General features: G+C 42.3%; 20 protein-coding genes. 3 read left to right on the top strand and 17 right to left on the bottom strand.

What is annotated here, in order from left to right; genetic code table 11:
- Positions 1–13: 13 nt before the first annotated feature.
- The 7 genes from hisC to L7E55_RS02425 all read right to left on the bottom strand — a co-directional run bounded on the left by hisC (position 14) and on the right by L7E55_RS02425 (position 6,220).
- The gene (gene hisC, locus L7E55_RS02455) at positions 14–1,093 is read right to left on the bottom strand and encodes a histidinol-phosphate transaminase (protein ID WP_277442420.1); all 1,080 of its coding nucleotides are present in this window, start codon (positions 1,091–1,093) and stop codon (positions 14–16) included.
- Position 1,094: 1 nt separating this feature from the next.
- Positions 1,095–2,420, bottom strand: coding sequence for a histidinol dehydrogenase (hisD, locus tag L7E55_RS02450; RefSeq protein ID WP_277442419.1), 1,326 nt, complete (start codon positions 2,418–2,420; stop codon positions 1,095–1,097).
- 66 nt (positions 2,421–2,486) lie between these two features.
- Positions 2,487–2,786: a YerC/YecD family TrpR-related protein gene (locus tag L7E55_RS02445; protein WP_277442418.1), complete on the bottom strand. Its 300-nt coding sequence runs from the start codon at positions 2,784–2,786 to the stop codon at positions 2,487–2,489.
- Between the two features lie 87 nt (positions 2,787–2,873).
- Entirely contained in the window at positions 2,874–4,448 is a 1,575-nt protein-coding gene (locus L7E55_RS02440) for an adenylate/guanylate cyclase domain-containing protein (protein ID WP_277442417.1), read from the bottom strand.
- Positions 4,449–4,537: 89 nt separating this feature from the next.
- Entirely contained in the window at positions 4,538–5,329 is a 792-nt protein-coding gene (locus L7E55_RS02435) for a hypothetical protein (protein WP_277442415.1), read from the bottom strand.
- 266 nt (positions 5,330–5,595) lie between these two features.
- Positions 5,596–5,742: a hypothetical protein gene (locus L7E55_RS02430; protein ID WP_277442413.1), complete on the bottom strand. Its 147-nt coding sequence runs from the start codon at positions 5,740–5,742 to the stop codon at positions 5,596–5,598.
- Between the two features lie 340 nt (positions 5,743–6,082).
- Positions 6,083–6,220 (bottom strand): hypothetical protein, encoded by a 138-nt coding sequence (locus L7E55_RS02425; protein ID WP_277442412.1) that lies wholly within the window; start codon positions 6,218–6,220, stop codon positions 6,083–6,085.
- Positions 6,221–6,633: 413 nt separating this feature from the next.
- Here L7E55_RS02425 and L7E55_RS02415 point away from each other — a divergent pair, with 413 nt between their 5' ends.
- Entirely contained in the window at positions 6,634–6,825 is a 192-nt protein-coding gene (locus L7E55_RS02415) for a hypothetical protein (RefSeq protein ID WP_277442411.1), read from the top strand.
- A gap of 172 nt (positions 6,826–6,997) precedes the next feature.
- Here L7E55_RS02415 and L7E55_RS17655 read toward each other — a convergent pair whose 3' ends face one another.
- Complete coding sequence (locus L7E55_RS17655; protein WP_420851995.1) at positions 6,998–7,279, bottom strand: YmaF family protein; 282 nt, start codon at positions 7,277–7,279, stop codon at positions 6,998–7,000.
- Positions 7,280–7,786: 507 nt separating this feature from the next.
- On the opposite strand from L7E55_RS17655, the gene gad reads away from it, so the two are divergent.
- Positions 7,787–8,689, top strand: coding sequence for a glutamate decarboxylase (gad, locus tag L7E55_RS02410; protein WP_277442580.1), 903 nt, complete (start codon positions 7,787–7,789; stop codon positions 8,687–8,689).
- Positions 8,690–9,150: 461 nt separating this feature from the next.
- On the opposite strand, the gene L7E55_RS02405 is transcribed toward gad, so the two are convergent.
- Positions 9,151–9,489, bottom strand: a complete 339-nt coding sequence (locus L7E55_RS02405) for a hypothetical protein (RefSeq protein ID WP_277442409.1) — start codon at positions 9,487–9,489, stop codon at positions 9,151–9,153.
- 408 nt (positions 9,490–9,897) lie between these two features.
- Between L7E55_RS02405 and L7E55_RS02400 the strand changes: the two genes are divergently transcribed.
- On the top strand, positions 9,898–10,221 hold the full coding sequence (locus L7E55_RS02400) for an ORF6N domain-containing protein (RefSeq protein WP_277442408.1): 324 nt from the start codon (positions 9,898–9,900) through the stop codon (positions 10,219–10,221).
- Between the two features lie 668 nt (positions 10,222–10,889).
- Here L7E55_RS02400 and L7E55_RS02395 read toward each other — a convergent pair.
- The 8 genes from L7E55_RS02395 to L7E55_RS02360 form a co-directional block, all read right to left on the bottom strand.
- Positions 10,890–11,180: a type II toxin-antitoxin system RelE family toxin gene (locus tag L7E55_RS02395; protein ID WP_277442407.1), complete on the bottom strand. Its 291-nt coding sequence runs from the start codon at positions 11,178–11,180 to the stop codon at positions 10,890–10,892.
- Positions 11,173–11,412 (bottom strand): hypothetical protein, encoded by a 240-nt coding sequence (locus L7E55_RS02390; RefSeq protein WP_277442406.1) that lies wholly within the window; start codon positions 11,410–11,412, stop codon positions 11,173–11,175. Before L7E55_RS02390 ends, L7E55_RS02395 begins: the two co-directional genes overlap by 8 nt.
- Positions 11,413–12,084: 672 nt before the next feature.
- Positions 12,085–12,303 (bottom strand): hypothetical protein, encoded by a 219-nt coding sequence (locus L7E55_RS02385; RefSeq protein ID WP_277442405.1) that lies wholly within the window; start codon positions 12,301–12,303, stop codon positions 12,085–12,087.
- A 28-nt stretch (positions 12,304–12,331) separates the two neighbouring features.
- Positions 12,332–12,664 (bottom strand): hypothetical protein, encoded by a 333-nt coding sequence (locus L7E55_RS02380; RefSeq protein WP_277442403.1) that lies wholly within the window; start codon positions 12,662–12,664, stop codon positions 12,332–12,334.
- Between the two features lie 1,121 nt (positions 12,665–13,785).
- Positions 13,786–13,950 carry a hypothetical protein gene (locus L7E55_RS02375; RefSeq protein ID WP_277442402.1) on the bottom strand — a complete coding sequence of 55 codons (165 nt, stop codon included), beginning with the start codon at positions 13,948–13,950 and terminating at the stop codon, positions 13,786–13,788.
- 521 nt (positions 13,951–14,471) lie between these two features.
- Entirely contained in the window at positions 14,472–14,780 is a 309-nt protein-coding gene (locus L7E55_RS02370; protein WP_277442401.1) for a hypothetical protein, read from the bottom strand.
- Between the two features lie 437 nt (positions 14,781–15,217).
- The gene (locus tag L7E55_RS02365; protein WP_277442400.1) at positions 15,218–15,727 is read right to left on the bottom strand and encodes a hypothetical protein; all 510 of its coding nucleotides are present in this window, start codon (positions 15,725–15,727) and stop codon (positions 15,218–15,220) included.
- Positions 15,720–16,025, bottom strand: coding sequence for a hypothetical protein (locus L7E55_RS02360; RefSeq protein WP_277442399.1), 306 nt, complete (start codon positions 16,023–16,025; stop codon positions 15,720–15,722). Before L7E55_RS02360 ends, L7E55_RS02365 begins: the two co-directional genes overlap by 8 nt.
- Between the last annotated feature and the right edge of the window lie 175 nt (positions 16,026–16,200).

Below are 16,200 nucleotides of genomic sequence, written 5' to 3'. Positions count from 1 at the left end.
TTCACCTTTCAAACTAAATTTGCGACTTTAGGATATCGTCGAGAGCCTTCAGGAACACCTCGTTTTCCCGCCCGGTCCCCACCGTCACCCGGAGACAGCGTGACAAGGCCGGATCATCCAAATAGCGGATTAAAACTCCACGTTCCAGAAGACCGTCGTAAACCTTTTCCGACGGCAGCATGGTGCGAAACAAAATAAAGTTGGTCTCGGTGGGAAACACCTCTATACCGGGCAACCCAGCCATTGCGGAAAAAAGGTATTCTCTATCCGCCAGGATCTTTCTTACTCTTTCCTGGAAAAGCGGCAGGTTGTCAATCACAGCCCTGGCCGCCGCCTGGGAAAAAGAATTAATGTTATACGGCGGTTTTGCTTTAAGCAACTCTGTCATAACCGGTCCGCGTGCCAGGAGATATCCTACCCGCATGCCGGCCATGCTGAGAGCTTTGGAGAACGTCCGAAGGATAACCAAATTAGGGTACTTTGTTAATAACGGAGTGCTGGTTTCACCGCCGAACTCTCCATAGGCCTCGTCCACCACCACTACGGCATTGGTATTTGCCAGGATCTCCTCAATAATATTTAATGGAACAGCGTTTCCGGTCGGGCTATTGGGATTGCAAATAACAACAATTTTTACCTCGGGTTTTGCCGCTGTTTTAATTAATGACTTGACATCGACACTAAAATCCTCAAGGCGGGGAACCTTTAATTCCCTGGACAACGCGATACGCCCGTGTATTCCGTACATGGAAAAGGTCGGAGTTGCCACTGCGAACGCCGCCCCTGCGCCAAAAGCAAGCATTACCGTCAGGATAAGTTCGTCCGAGCCGTTGCCGATCATGATGTTCTCCGGAGCAACACCGGTATAAGCCGACAGTTTTTCGCGCAGCTTGACGGCATTTGTATCCGGATAGCGATTAAAGTCCTGCGAAAAAATACTTTGGAAGATTTGGTTTGTTACTTCAGCAGGGAAATCGTAAGGATTTTCATTATCGGCCAGTCTGATTATGTCAGGGTAGGCAGGAGCATCATATGGAATTAATGTTTTTAAGTCGTCACGAATCAAGGTATTAATATCAAAAACTGATCTCATCTTATGAACCCTCATTTTCTTTAATTGCTACGTGCTCAAGCATCCTTACCCGTACAGAGTTGGCATGGGCTGTTAAGCCTTCAACTTCCGCCAGCTTGACTATGGCGCCGCCTACTTCATTCAAACCAGCCTGTGTATAAGAGATTAAACTGGTTTTCTTAATAAAAGAATCCACACCTAGAGCTGAGTAAAACCGTGCCGTGCCTCCCGTCGGAAGAACATGGTTCGGTCCCGCCACGTAGTCGCCAACCGGCTCGGGAGTGTGGCGTCCCAAGAAAACAGCGCCGGCATTTTCCACTTTGTATAGCCAATTAAACGGCTCAGAGATCATTAACTCCAGGTGTTCCGGAGCAAAGCGGTTGGCCAGGTCAAAAGCCTGATCCAGGTTTTCGGTAACAACTATAGCTCCGTAATTTTCCAGGGATTTTTCAATTATCTCTTTTCTGGAAAGCAGCGACGCCTGGCTAAATACTTCCGCTTGTACTTTGAACGCCAGCTCACCGCAGGGGGTCAACAAAACCACTGAAGCCATTTCATCATGTTCGGCCTGCGACAGCAAGTCGGCAGCCACGAATGACGGGTTGGCGGTATCGTCGGCAATAACCAGCACCTCACTCGGCCCGGCCAACATATCGATATCCACCAGTCCATAAACTTGTTGCTTGGCTAGAGTAACGTAAATGTTGCCTGGACCAGTGATTTTATCAACTTTGGGAACAACAGCCGTCCCGTAAGCCAGGGCCGCAATTGCTTGCGCTCCGCCCATTTTATAAATCTCATTCACCCCTGCCTCAGCCGCCGCGACTAAAGTATGGGGGTCTATTTTTCCATCGACGGCAGGCGGAGTAACCATAGCGATTTCTTGAACTCCGGCAACCCTTGCCGGCACCGCGTTCATCAACACTGATGACGGATAAGACGCTTTGCCGCCGGGAACATAAATGCCTACACGGCGTAAAGGCCTGACCATTTGACCTAAAACAACTCCATTACCGCCTGTATCGAACCATGATTGCTGTAATTGCCTGTTATGGAAAGCGGTGATATTATGTAAAGCAATACGAAGCGCATCGAGAAAACTATCGTCGACTAACCGGTAAGCAGCCTCCACTTCATCATTAGTAACCCTAAGTTCCCCCGGTGTAAGCCTGCTCCCGCCGAAAGCGGCGTTAAAATCGCCTACAGCCTCGTCACCCCTGGCTTGTACTGAAGCGATAATACGGGCGACCTGGAGGGCGATTTCCGCCTGATTATCCATCTTCCTGATGAATATTTTATCCAGTAGGGAATCTCCAGCCTTAACTATCTTTACTATTTCATGTTTCATCTTGATACTCCTTTAATACGTTAAAGCAATGCTATAATAAAATAATAAATTCCCCTCTGCTACCTGTCAAGAAAAATCTTCACCCAACCGCTCCAAAACCAATTTATATCCATCAGCTCCGTAATTAAGAGCCCTTTTTACCCGGCTGATTGTTGCCGTACTGGCCCCGGTGTATTGAGTAATTTCTCCGTAAGTCCGGTTTTCCACGAGCATTTTAGCCACCTCAAGCCTTTGGGCCAACGACTTAAGTTCTGCGACTGTGCAAAGATCCTCAAAGAACTGGTAGCATTCGTCAATATCTTTTAAAACTAATATGGCTTCAAAAAGCTTATCCAGGATTTCTTCCTTTAATTTCCCAGAGTACAAGTTTACCCCTCCGGTTTTATAATATTGCTCTTCATCATTTTAATAAGTTAAAGCATCAAGAGCAAGCATAACCGTCTCACCATGACTTCATGCCAGCCAGTATTCCCCAAAAAGTTCTTTCCACTTAGCCATAGATTTTTCTTTCTTTCCTGAACGATAATATGTGACACCTTGAATTGCCGTGTTAAAAGCATTTGTTATATTAGTAGAAAAAATTTTAAAAACCGGTGAACTGGCAAATATATACTCGTCTATATAAGTATTCGATTTACTGGGATCAAGAATGTATGGCTTCTTTATTTTGCCGTAATAATTATATGCATATCTAAACCATTGATAAATTGATTCAAACGATATTTCCAGCTTGATTTGCGAAGCAATGAAATCAGTTAGCAGCTCAAGGTGAAAAGATTTAAGCACCGTGCAGTTAATCCGTTGCCACATTTTTAGTAAACGAATAAAAGGCAAGAATGTGGGACCGTTACGCTTAACCGCCTGCTCCATCCACTGTTCCGGGATTGCCGGGTTGGCGGCTACCCAGAAATCTCCCTTAGGAACCATAAACTGCCCCTGTCCGCCATTAATTACAGCAAGTACCGGCGTAATTAAAAAATCAATCCCCTGCAATGAAATAATAATACAATTGTTATTATTTATAGTAATAGAATTAGGGTATCCTTGAGATAGAACGTGCGCAAGACCCCGCGCAGTTTCTTCCACATCACGGTACTGGTCTGAAGGAGGTGTCATCACCGTAATCAAATCTACCGGTTCCAACGGTTTTATCATCGAACCACGCGCGAATGTGCCGCTAAAAGCCAGCCTCGCTATATTCAAGTCATAGGCTTTTTCAAAAGTATGACTTATATTTTGGTACCCGATAGCTATATTTTCTAAATCCTCTTTCTTCAATGTCCATTGTTCCAGCATCTTGCCCAGTATCTTATCTTTGACCTCGCACGTCACCGGCGTTTGCCCTGCCAACGGGGGCAATTCAATTCTAACGCGAGAGGCGGCTTTTTGCGCTTTTTTACTAATCACACCTGTAACACCATTAGATGCGCTAAACTGCACCTCGGGAACAATAGCCTCTTCCTCAACAAAACCAATACTCTCCAGAGACAGCTCATAAACAGGAATGCCACCGATACCTTTCAACTCACGCATGCCAACAAACCGGGAAATTAATTGATTAAAGTCCATCAGAAAGGGTTTGATCATATCCATTGTTGTTTCGTCCGTTAATATTTGATTGGGGAGTGACTGGCTAGTTAGCCGGGCGCTCCGGTCAACAGTATTTCCCAGATAATCCAATCCGTTGATGTCGACCTTTTTAGCAATGCCATGAACCAACCCAACCTTGGTACGAAAAGGATACTGATTCATATGTATTGCTTGAATAAATTCGATTGACGCGAGGATACCTTCCAGTGGAATTTTAAAAACAACCATGATGGAATCCCCGATATGTTTAATTATTCTACCATTAAATCGCTGGCAGACCTCTGCCGCAACCTGATTGTGTTTTAATGCCAGGTCCACTCCCTTTAGCTGCCCCATCTGTTTCTTTAAATGTGTTGAATCAACAAGATCAAAAAAAGCCACACATACTGTTTCCAAAACGCCTAGTCCCTGATATTGATCATATAAGGATTCTGTCACGGTTCTTTCCACCTCCGTTGCCATAGAGCAGTTAATATACATATTTCACACGACAGGTTTTTTTCCTCTTTATAATATTTATTTAAAATTCACTTTCCGGGTGGTTTTTCGGGTTTTTTGAAATCCAGTAACTGCCCCATATTGGGGGGTGGTTCAAAACTTTCCGGGGATATATGTTCAATTTCCGGAAAGTATGATTTAATTTGCTCCATCACTGATCGAATAATTTTTTGCGTATCCTTGTCGGTATTTTCAATAGTAAGATTCAACGCTAATCCCAATAAGAGCATCTCGTCATGTGATAGATTAAGCTCAAAGTTATTCAACGGAAGTTCATTTATTTTTGATATTGCCATAAGACATACGCCGGAAATTATAGCAAACGATTCATTTTCAATTTTGTTTTTTGTTATTTCATCATGAATATTCGTGAGTGTTCCAATAACAGCGTTTAATAGCACCGGCACGTCTTCAGGCAATATTTTAAGGTTGTATAAAGCGGAAAAGACATAACTATCATCCCCGGTCCGCAGGATTAATTCACCCCTGCTTCCGACGAAACCTACTATACGCCCGTTTTCTATTTCTATTTCTACCAGTGAACCGTTGATATATAAACTAGTCGCAAAATTATTTCTTAGTAATAATGAAAATTCCGGGTCATCGGAATCATCCTTAATATACTCTGGTTTAAAAAATTTACCGGCCTCCCCGGGCTCGTAATCAATCTCAACATCCTCAAAAAAAATTATTTGCGCTTCTATCAGTTGTTCCTCATAGTAATGCTCAATCAATACGTAATCATCTATTAAGTCTTCAAGCATTTCAATAATATCATCCGTTTCGAAAACAATTCGGCTGTTGACCAAATTATAATCCACTTTTTTCTCCCTTCCCAAAATGATGTATTAAAAATACGGTTTATATTATTAACGTGATCTACTTATTAGTAAACCTAAAATTAAGTATATTCGATAGCTTGTGACAAATTCCTTTCCAGGGGTTGTCTAAAAAATGAAAAATCACCGATGAAATCGCCGCATTCCTTAGCAGCATCAATCCTAATTGGTCTAAAGAAGAATGGATGACAATACTGCACGAACACCTGGCACTGACTTAATCCGAAGCTATTGCCATACTAACCCATCTATTTTCGTTTCGAAAAGCTTTTCTTTTTATATTTAACCCGTTTTTCTCTCGTGGCGATTATTCCTGCGACAAACAATAAGGTAACAGCTATGACAAAATCATTTGAGGGCATGGAAAAGGCTCCGCCAACGGCGGCAAATATCATCAGCGCCCCGCCCAGACCCGGATTCGCTAATACAAGAAGTGCCCCCATTGTGCCCAAAATATATACCAATAAGGGAAACCAGAAATAAGTATTTATTTTAATAAGGTATATATTCTCCGCAAGTCCTAACCCTCCACCGATAATACCTAAAATAAGAGCTGCTATTGTTTTACTATTGATAAGATTCCCCCCCCAGTTCATCTTTATAATTTCATTATATACTTATCTTAGTTTCTTGCCCAAGTAAAATCAATGTAAAACCACCTGCGTAAATTTAAATAAGCATATATAAACATTGGATAACAAAAGCCGGGTGTTAGCTTCCCGGCTTTATAAAACCTTATTGATTTTCCTTTGTATCAGTGTCCTCATCATTATTATTCTTTTTTGTGCTGAAATCATAATCAGGAGTTATTGTAGTAGCTGGTTTGCGAACAACATTACCCTTATATTTGTTCTTATCTCCATATCTACTCAAAAAATCACCTCCTTTAATATAATTATTATTTGTTAAAACATTTGGCGTTATAAGTAATAAATAATGTCAGTTAAACCTATAAAAGCAGTTTCCTAAACTGATATACATGCTTGGTAATCTATAATAAAATTAGCTAAAACATAAAATTAGACACAGAAGATAGCCAACAGGATAATTCAGGAGAAATATAATTATTTTCTATCCTATAAATTATGTCAATTCCTTGCTAAATTTATCACGTTCTTCCCAGAACAATCCGTGACCGCTGCATTCAAATGGCACAAGCTTTGATTTTTTAATTCCTTCTTTTTGTGCTTTAGCCAATGGGATATGAAGGGGGGTTTCATTAACATGTTTATAATATTATAACCACCGGTGCATAGAACCGGTGGTTATCAAACGCAGTCTTCAATTTGGGGGTTTACAGTTTAAATACAGCCGCAGCCGCAGCCCACGCCAAAAACGAGAAGTATCAGAATCAAGAAGATGATGAACGCCGGGCTACCAAAGCCAGTTCCACAACCTGTGCCGCAACCAGCGCCATCTACGCCGAATGCCATTTATATCACTCCTTTCGTTTTTTATATAATATGCAGGAGCGATAATATTGTTAATTGTGGTCATGCACCCACATTAATCCAATGGCATAAGTTATATAAACACCAGCACCGACTGTCTATAGACTCCTTCGACAAAAACCCGGTCCATCAATGGGCTGGGTTTTTGTTTATTAGCTGGTCTATTCATTATAAAAAAGATTTGCACAGAATGAGGCTCTTATTTTGAAGGGTTTGTAACATTTCCAAAACGGTGTGAATGCGGGTGAGCACCATTAATACTTGTTGTTCCAGAAAAATAATGGACATGCCCCCATTGGATCGGTATTGGCGGTCCTGTTTCAACATCCATCAGATGGTCATGCATTTGCTCTGTTGTTGTCCTGACATATATATGATGGGTATGTGATGGACCCTCCGGGGATGGAGTAGTAGTCCCTTGATACAAATGCATATGGCCGTCATCATATGACGTTCCCCCATAGAAATTATGCGTATGCATAATTAGGCACCATCCTTTTTTGATTATTTTATACAATTATGGTGCCAAATGTTACCACGAAGATTGATAAATTGCTGAACCAGGACACGGTATACCTTGATCAAGATTCTTTTTAATCCTAATTTGATAAAAGGAATTTGGTACCTATTTTCGGATTTTCGGTATAAGCACAATTAAATATAAGTTGTAGTGTGAATAAAGTGCACTATTTGGAAAACAATATGATCATCAATAAACAATCTAATAGTGTTCAAAAGATCCAGTAATCGCTGTAGTTATTTTATAAGATATTGAGCTAAAAGGAGTAATTGTTATGTTGGCGAAAAAAGTAAATCCACCTGAGATATCCGAGACAAAACAGGAGATATCACCAACCTACAGCATGAGGTATTTCACAGAAAGTATCCCCAAGTACCGCATACCAAGGGATGGAATGCCGGCAAATGCCGCCTACCAATTGATACATGATGCATTACATTTTGATGGCCGAACCGCTTTTGAACTCACATCTGCTGGAATAAATTTGCGAGATATTTTGATGTTGAGCCCAGGATTATACCCATGGAAAAAGACCGATTTTGCATCGATGCTAAGTCAGTTATGGAACGGATCGATGAAAATACAATCTGTGTCGGTGCTATTATGGGAACTACTTTTACCGGGGCTTGTGAACCCGTTAAGGAAATAAATGATTTACTAGTCCAGGTTAAAGAAAATAAAGGTTTGGATATCCCGATTCATGTAGATGCCGCTAGTGCCGGTTTTATTTTGCCTTTTATTAATCCCCAACTGGAATGGGATTTCCGTTTGCCCCAGGTAAGATCCATCAATGTATCGGGACATAAATTCGGACTCGTTTATCCGGGAGTTGGTTGGCTGATATTCAAAAACCATACTGATTTACCTGAAGATTTAATATTCTATGTCAACTATCTGGGTGACACCATGCCAACTTATACCCTGAATTTTTCCCGGGGTTCCGGTATGGTGCTGGCCCAGTATTATAACCTTCTGCATCTGGGACAATCCGGCTATACTAATGTTATGAATAACTGCATGGATAATGCCAGATATCTGGCGAATAAACTCACCGACTCCGATATATTTGAGTTGGTAAATAATCTAGAACTCCCTATTATAACATTTAGATTTAAAAATACCCCTGACTTTACCCCCTTCCAATTATCGCAAAAACTACGTGAAAGAGGTTGGATGCTGCCGGCTTACAACCTCCCGGATAACACCGATGATATGACTGTGATGAGGGTTGTTGTCAGAGAAACCTTCAGTCGGGATATGGCAGAGACGTTTTATGCTGACTTGATTAAGGCATATCAAATACTTAACGAAACGGAAAAGGAACACTTGAAACCGAACGTATCACCTCGGCGAGGACATCATGTGACCTAGCAAGTAACGTATATTTATCATAACAGCATATAGTTGAAACTGGATTACATGTTACGCTTTCCCGGCTTTACGTGGAGGCGACTCCCGGATTTGAACCGGGGAATGGAGGATTTGCAGTCTTTAAGCCTGTATTCCACGCAGTTTTTTGTGTCTATCCAGTATCATCCAGTCTATAAAATCAGCTAAAAATAAGGACTTTTAACTAAGTGCATGTAAATAATAGACACAAAATAACTCAGTAATAAACAGTGGACGTTACTATTTTGTTACCGAAAACTTGTCCCTCATCCCCTGTATTATCTACCTTAATAAGCACCTTAACTTTTAAAAATATATTCGCGCAGACACACCTCCGGAAATAGGCTTCACAGGGTTCAAGGGTTCATTTTCCGCGCCGTTACTGGCTTTGAAGGCTGAACCCTTAAACTTCAAGGGTTCATAAGGGTTCAGGAAGGCTTCATTCAAGGGTTCATTTTCACCCCCCCCGGCCTTGCGCCGCACCCCGCCGGGGGGGGAGCCTCGCTCAATCGCTGAAGAGTCCACCCGCGCAGTGCCGCAAAACAAAAAGGCTGCCTTGTTATCAGCCCCTTACTATTACCATCCGACTGATACGCAATTTGCGTATCAGTGCCGCAAAACAAAAAGGTTCCAGGTATCAGTGTCCCATCTTCACCTATAGCGGCGGCAACATCGGTAAGGGTTTTTAATTCTAAAGGGACATTTTGTCCTTTTAGATTGTGACTCTTTTGCCGAACATCCCAATACTCTTTAAGGAACTTCGCCCGCCGCGCTGCCTTCATTGTTTTTGCTCGCCATTTTGTCGGTCAAAATTATTGCCTACATCCTTTATGTTCCAAACCCTAAGAATTTCTGAGGGTAGTCCCCTTCACGTTTGCCTTTTCACCAAAATGGTGAATAGCCCAAGTTTGCTTTTTCACCAAAATGGTGATTTGATAATAGCCCACATTTGCCTTTTAAGCCCCTTCTAATTTCGCGGCAAGGTAAATACCTTCGGAATTATTTTTAACCCCGTCCAGCGGCATCCTGTGCAGCCTGGGCTAGTTGTGGCAGGATTTTAGCCTCACATATACCCCCCCACGGTAAAAAAACAAACGGGGTACTACCCCTGCGGCCAAGAGAGCCTCTCCCGACGCTCTATATAAATTTGAAAGTTTTACTCTGAGGTAAACACCAAATGACATTCGCAGTTGGCGGAATTTTATGGAACCGATACAAAACATATCAACGACAACTTTACAAACAACAAAGATCGCTATGCATTATGTAAACATTATTTCATCCTTGAAGGTGAAGAACTAAAACAGTTCAAGGAAGCTTACCCGATTTTTTCGGGGAACCTCAAATATGCTCCAGTAATTTACCTCTGGACCGAAAAGGGTGCCTGGCTTCATGCTAAATCCTTGAATACGGATCGGGCATGGGAGGCACAAGAACCGCTACGGAAATTACGTATCGGTCGAATCAAAACTTTACGCAGGCTGCCGGGGAATTTTCAAATTCGCCAGCGCTGACCAATTCAAATAGTCCGGCGCTGGGCGATTCACCACCTTGAAATTCCCTTCGCTGCCTGCCGCTTAACCATTAACCGCTTTAAACCGCCTCTCGCCAACCGCCTCTCTCCAACTAGCCTTCACAATTGCCCCTAAAAGCTCTTTAAATTCCGCACCAAGCATAAAACCCTTCAAAATAAATTATCTCCGCGATTTAGGCCATTTCTGCGCATCTGAAGGCATTTGCAGAAAAACTCCTGTATATTTATGCAACCACCTGCATATTTATACTAACAAAGATATGCCCCCTAAGCGCAGGCAGCGCGGCATATTAACCTGAAAGGCAGGTGCTTTTATCCCTGCATAATTATGCAGCCTAATGCATATTTATGCAGGGATAAGGCAAAGTGATCCGACTCCTTAAAATTCAGGAGTCTAAATTCTTCATTGACAAATATATACTGTATCCACTTGCCGGCTTACTAAAGAAGCAGCTTTTGTTCTTCTGCCATACCTACCCGGATAACTTGCGGCATCCTCACCCGGCCACCACGTTCCCGGCTCACCCCTACCCCCCACGGGGAGATCAACGGGGAAAATTATCCATACAAAAAAGAGGGGATGTTTCCGGGATACCGGGATACCAGTTTACCACATTATTTCACAAAAAAAAATCGCCTTTTAGCGATTCATTTACCTCTTAACAATCTAGTAAGCCTTCGATAAATATTTTCCCTCGGTCCAAGTAAAACTACATAAACAATATCCTCGTCCCAGGCTATCCGGTAAATTATTCGATAATCAACTTTCTGAAACTTAAATTTTATTCTATAATATCCTTTAAAAGAACCTCTCAACAAAATACCCGCCTCGGGATCATGTTCCAGGGCGAGCATTTCAATTACGAACTTATTTTTAAGTTGTTCCGGAATCGATTTTAAATATTTTTCCGGTTCCCTTGTTAAATGGACATCAGCCATCTTTGAGGATGTCCCTCAAGGAACGTGTTTTACCAGTTTTTATATCTTCTTCGGCCTGTTTAATTTTTTTCGCGGCATCCCTATCCATCATTAAAGATAATGACGCCGCAAGACTCTTTAAAGCGTTTCCCCTACGCGCCCTGGTCCCGGAAGAAAACTTAACAGCAGCAGCGTCCATATTTTTTGTGCCTCCCCTCTTTTTATTTCTAACAACATAATGTTTCTTTACCATACTATACCATCCTTAACAACATGATTACAAGACACAAAAAATGTAAAAACACTACCTTCTTTGAACAATTTTCGCCAATGGTAATATATATTGTTTCCTTTATTAAGATATGAGAAACTCCACAGCGCTGTGGAATTTATCACCCAACGTCTCAAGGAAAAATAAAACCGCCACCGTACCGCATCTTTACCCCCCGGGAGGACCCGGCAACGCCACCCCCATCTCTCCAGGCGAACACCGCCGCAAAAACAAAAAGGCATCAATATTACGTTGATACCTTTAATATTTGACTCCTTAGAATTCAGGAGTCGCTTTATATTAAGGAAGAGGACTCCCCAGAATTGGGGCGTCATACAAGCGATAAACCGGACAGCATTAAGTAAAGGTATGGTTATTATACCCTCACCCACTCAGCGCGATTTTGCGTTGAGTAAAGTTACTCACCTGAATTTTAAAGAGAACTCACTCCACAAGTGGATAGAGTGGGATTTGTCCAGTTTTTGACCGATCAACACCATTCCGCAAATTGCAAACGGTAAATACTCAATTTGCGGATTCGTCAAAAGGTGTCCACTAATACCGCCCCCCCTCATACTTTATCCCCTGCAACTTCCCCGAAAAAATCGGGGAAGCTTATATTTTAGTTAAAGGGACAAAAATCCTATTACACTTCTAATTTACCGGTCTAGGATCGTCTGGTAAAAGCTCCGCCAACTCTTTAAGTGCCTTAATACACTCTGGCGGATCTACTAATGCTAAATACATCATCATTTTTAGACCCTTTGCAAGCATTTCGCTATAAGCTTGTGTTTCTGAAAGCTCATCTGTAAGCTGTTTAATTTGTTTAATAAGCTCTTGTTTTCCCTCGTCGTTAATAGGTTTATGATCCAAAAAGAACACCCCCCCAAGATATGGTTCTTTAATGTTCCTCTTTGGCAGCGGCGATTAACCTGGCAATTTCCTTGTTAAAATTAATCCGTTTGATTTTAACATCATGTTCCTCTTTTTGGTTTTTAGTATTGACAAACCTATGTATTTCAACTGTTGAGCCATCCTTATGACGATAAACAGCATACTCTTTTTTCCAGTGCTTTATATTTGTATTTGGGTACTTGTCCTTAATGGCCTTTATGTGATTACGGCTATTGATATTATGCCATTGATAATCTTCTTTGTTTCTATGCCAATCTTTAGAGTTTGTGTCCCTTACTACTGAAAGAATATATTCTTTGGTATGCTTGTCGAATCTCACAAAACAAATCTCCTTAAAAAAGAAAAAGCAGACTGTTAAAGTCTGCGTGGCCCTTGTAGGATTCTACTGAGTACAGCTTTCTCGGCCATACTAAGCGGACTCTACTCTTCCCTAGAGTCGTCTCTCGACGTTGCCAGGTTCTTCGGTTTCCCCCGAGGCTATAAGCCAAGTACCTACAGATAGCGCCGTAGGTCGTCAACCTGGTGAGTGGAATCCCCGACCGCTTGCCACAACAAAGGCCGTTCTTTGATGCTAAACATAATGTAGCACGTAGCATGAATCATGTCAACAAAATTTTGACCCTAAGAACCATCATTTTGATGATAGTTAACCTGTATTTTCTATATACACTGCCAGAATGGTATATAAACGGTCCTGAAGCGGGTTAGAAAAATTCTAAGTTGCACCAACAGAAAAGGGATTTAGTTTTCCGGCCTGCCGTGTCCCAGGGTATTTTGTTCACCGCGTGAACAAAAATCTCCAATCTTTTCGTCACTGGGTGACGAATTGAGATACGGCTTTACTGCCGGCGGTCTCGGTTAAAACTAGGGTGTTTAAAAGGTGACACATCCTTTGTAAATACCTTTTAACGATTCGGAAAAAATCTGAACAGGAGCCTTCAAATCGGACAGCGCTGTCCAATTTGCCACTTCGTTAAAAGGGATTCCATCATTTAAAATGACGGTATTTTTAGGCGGTAGGAATATTAGGGGAGGATCAGCGGAATACAGCTCCGGCCATCCAGTATGTTGCTCTACCTTTTATCCATTCGGCGGACGAAACTACTTTCTTAATTGCCGCTTTATAAACTGCGTGCCGGGCACGCGATATTCTTTACCCGGCCACCTTTTCCTAAAACCTGCGCAACCGGTGCGCAGGTTACTTTCTAAATATAAACCGCGCACCCGGTACACAGTATTCTTCCCCTGTGGTTTTCGGTCGCCCGGCGACTGATTGAATTTATAGTCCCGAAACTATGCCGCCAGGCGACATAGTTTTGACGCCGGGCGTCAAAATGTTTAATGAGGACTTTACTGCCTGGCGGTAAAATCTTCTGCTCTTTTTGAAGGGACATTTTGTCCTTTCAAACCAAAAGGTCTATTAACTTCATGCCTGTTTGTTCACCGGCTGAACAAGCCGGCTTTATTCCCCGTAATGGTAATATCGGCAATGGTTTTCAAAAGGACAAAATGTCCTTTTGATTTTAACATACGACATTTTGACGCAAGTCCATCCAGCAGGATTTCATAAACCTGTGCACGGTCGGTACAGGTTTCTTCCATCATCTTCACCCTGGCGGCGGCAACATCGGTAAGGGTTTTAATCGGGACATTTTGTCCTTTTTTACCTTTAGAAACTGCGACATTTTGTCGTAGTTATTGTCACCGTCAAGGCCATTTTGCCCCTGGTGTAGAGGGTCGGACAAAATGGCCTACCCTCAGATAGGTTTCATAAACCTGTAATTACCCATAACGGGCAATTTTTAAGGCAATATTCCTCAATTTTGGTTTAAGTGGAACTAGAACATTCCTCCTGCCCGTAAAGGTTTTAAAATTGATTTTGGAGGCGACATTTTGTCGTGTCCTCAGATAGATTTCATGTGCCTGTGCACCGGGTGCACAGGTTCCCCCCCCCTATGGTGTTCACGCGCCGGGCGACGATTAAACCTATAGTCCTCAAACTATGTAATTATAGAACTGTCGGTTTGATGGCCTACAATATCAGATGTACGAAATTCGTCCATAGCATTTAATTCGGAACTATCAAGCGGCAACGAGGATTATTCCGGTTTATTTAATGCCGCGGCTTATTGAGGGTGAACTCCAGAAGACTTCTTCGTACGAATTTCGTACGAAAAGGTATTCACGCCATATTCTTCTATCTGGTTATTTGTATTCACAAACCTGTGCACTTCAACGACGGAACCGTCTCTATGCCTGAAACGGGCATATTCCTTCTTCCACCACCGGATATTTGTCTCTGGAAATCTATTCTTAACGCTCTCTTTTACTTTGACGTTCTCGATTTTTACCCATTTGCGATCTATTCTCTTCCATTCCCTGCTCTCCGTTATTGCTGAAATTAACAATGATTCAACCGGCTTATCAATTTCCATGGCATTGCTCCCAAAAAGAAAAAGCAGACTGTTTTGTCTGCTTGCCTTAGGAGATTCTTCTCAGCGACCCGCCCGCCGCCATGGGGCCATTACTTGCGTAATGTACCAAGTTATCCAGGTTTTCCTCAAGGGACCACAGATAGCGCCGTGGCCGTCAACTTGGTGGGTGGAATCTCTAACCGCTTGCCTCGTCTAAGGCTAATATAATATTACGATCTTTAAAAACCAAAGTCAACTTATTTATACCAATGGCAACCAAACTAAACATCCCAAAAAAGATATTCGTAAGCATGTCTCCCGAAGAAGGTATTCCAATAAGATTTCATAAACCTGTACCGCACTATGACTTAAAAAACAAGAGGGCGTCCACCAACACGGACACCCTTTTATATGATTTAGTAACGGGGGTTTGGATAACAACCTCCTGCCCTGAAAGCTTACAACCCCGCCGCTCTTAACTCTGCCGCTTTAAACTCTGCCGGTATAAGCCCCTCCAGCCTGGCGGTGTATGCCTGAATTGCCGCATCCAGTTCGCTAATCCTTACTTCCAATTCCTCCGGCTCCACGCCCATTTTCCGGACTTCGTTCTCAAGTTGCTTCTTCTGTTCCTCCAGTCGCATCTTCTGGTTTTCTGCCAGTCTCTTACAATAATGAGTGTACGCCCTCACCGTTCGCCGATACGTAAAGTAGTCATTTATTACATCGGCTGCAACTCGCCACTCGTTATTTAAATATAGCTCTCGCATGGCGTTTACCATTTTAACTAGCGCCCGCTTTTCCTGGAATCTGCACCCTTTAAGCAACACTGCCATAGCCTCATTAAACTGCCGGGCCGCTCCAAGGTCCTCCGGCTCACTGACCGTAATATGGCCGCTTATATGGCGAAAGTAATTCTTGACAGGAGTAACGGGAGTTATCGTTTGGAACTGTTTTAGCTGTTCACTCATTGATCAGCCCTCCTAAGACAAATTTCATGCCGTCAGAAAAACCCTGGCGGTAAACAAATTCCTGTTCAAGCTTATCTTCCTCGGTATTGAGTTTTTCATACTCATCAAGTAATTTCTGAAGCTCCGGTGAAGAAGAAATTTCTTCTCGAACCTTGTCAAGTATTTCCTCTTGGTAGTCAAGCAGCCGTTGCCGGTCGGCGCGGGGAACAACGGTTTCCTTTAGGCAATGGTCAATGCGTTGGGCTATAAACCCCTCGGTAAAAGTTTTATCCAGCGTGGAATCTTTAAATTTAAACATAGAATCACCCCTTGAAAGTATTTAATTTCTACCCGAAGGGGATTATAATCTCATCTTTGACAGTTACAAACTATAAAAAGGCTTGAAAACCCTGTATTTGCAAGGAGTTCAAGCCTTTTTTGTTATTCTTAAAAAGTGAGTAATGTTATTATTTTTTAACCCTGCTTAAAATTTT

The organism is Pelotomaculum isophthalicicum JI, assembly GCF_029478095.1.
GTDB classification, from domain to species: domain Bacteria; phylum Bacillota; class Desulfotomaculia; order Desulfotomaculales; family Pelotomaculaceae; genus Pelotomaculum_D; species Pelotomaculum_D isophthalicicum.
The sequence above is the reverse complement of the archived record's forward strand: the minus strand, read 5'-3'. Positions and strand labels throughout refer to the sequence as shown.

What these genes read in the sequence shown, in the direction of transcription:
- L7E55_RS02430 (WP_277442413.1), bottom strand. Translation starts at nt 5,742, where the DNA reads ATGATATTTGCCGCCGTTGGCGGAGCCTTTTCCATGCCCTCAAATGAT.
- hisC (WP_277442420.1), bottom strand. Translation starts at nt 1,093, where the DNA reads ATGAGATCAGTTTTTGATATTAATACCTTGATTCGTGACGACTTAAAA.
- L7E55_RS02360 (WP_277442399.1), bottom strand. Translation starts at nt 16,025, where the DNA reads ATGTTTAAATTTAAAGATTCCACGCTGGATAAAACTTTTACCGAGGGG.
- L7E55_RS02365 (WP_277442400.1), bottom strand. Translation starts at nt 15,727, where the DNA reads ATGAGTGAACAGCTAAAACAGTTCCAAACGATAACTCCCGTTACTCCT.
- L7E55_RS02390 (WP_277442406.1), bottom strand. Translation starts at nt 11,412, where the DNA reads ATGGTAAAGAAACATTATGTTGTTAGAAATAAAAAGAGGGGAGGCACA.
- L7E55_RS17655 (WP_420851995.1), bottom strand. Translation starts at nt 7,279, where the DNA reads ATGCATACGCATAATTTCTATGGGGGAACGTCATATGATGACGGCCAT.
- L7E55_RS02395 (WP_277442407.1), bottom strand. Translation starts at nt 11,180, where the DNA reads ATGGCTGATGTCCATTTAACAAGGGAACCGGAAAAATATTTAAAATCG.
- L7E55_RS02375 (WP_277442402.1), bottom strand. Translation starts at nt 13,950, where the DNA reads ATGATGGAAGAAACCTGTACCGACCGTGCACAGGTTTATGAAATCCTG.
- hisD (WP_277442419.1), bottom strand. Translation starts at nt 2,420, where the DNA reads ATGAAACATGAAATAGTAAAGATAGTTAAGGCTGGAGATTCCCTACTG.
- L7E55_RS02370 (WP_277442401.1), bottom strand. Translation starts at nt 14,780, where the DNA reads ATGGAAATTGATAAGCCGGTTGAATCATTGTTAATTTCAGCAATAACG.
- L7E55_RS02405 (WP_277442409.1), bottom strand. Translation starts at nt 9,489, where the DNA reads ATGAAGGCAGCGCGGCGGGCGAAGTTCCTTAAAGAGTATTGGGATGTT.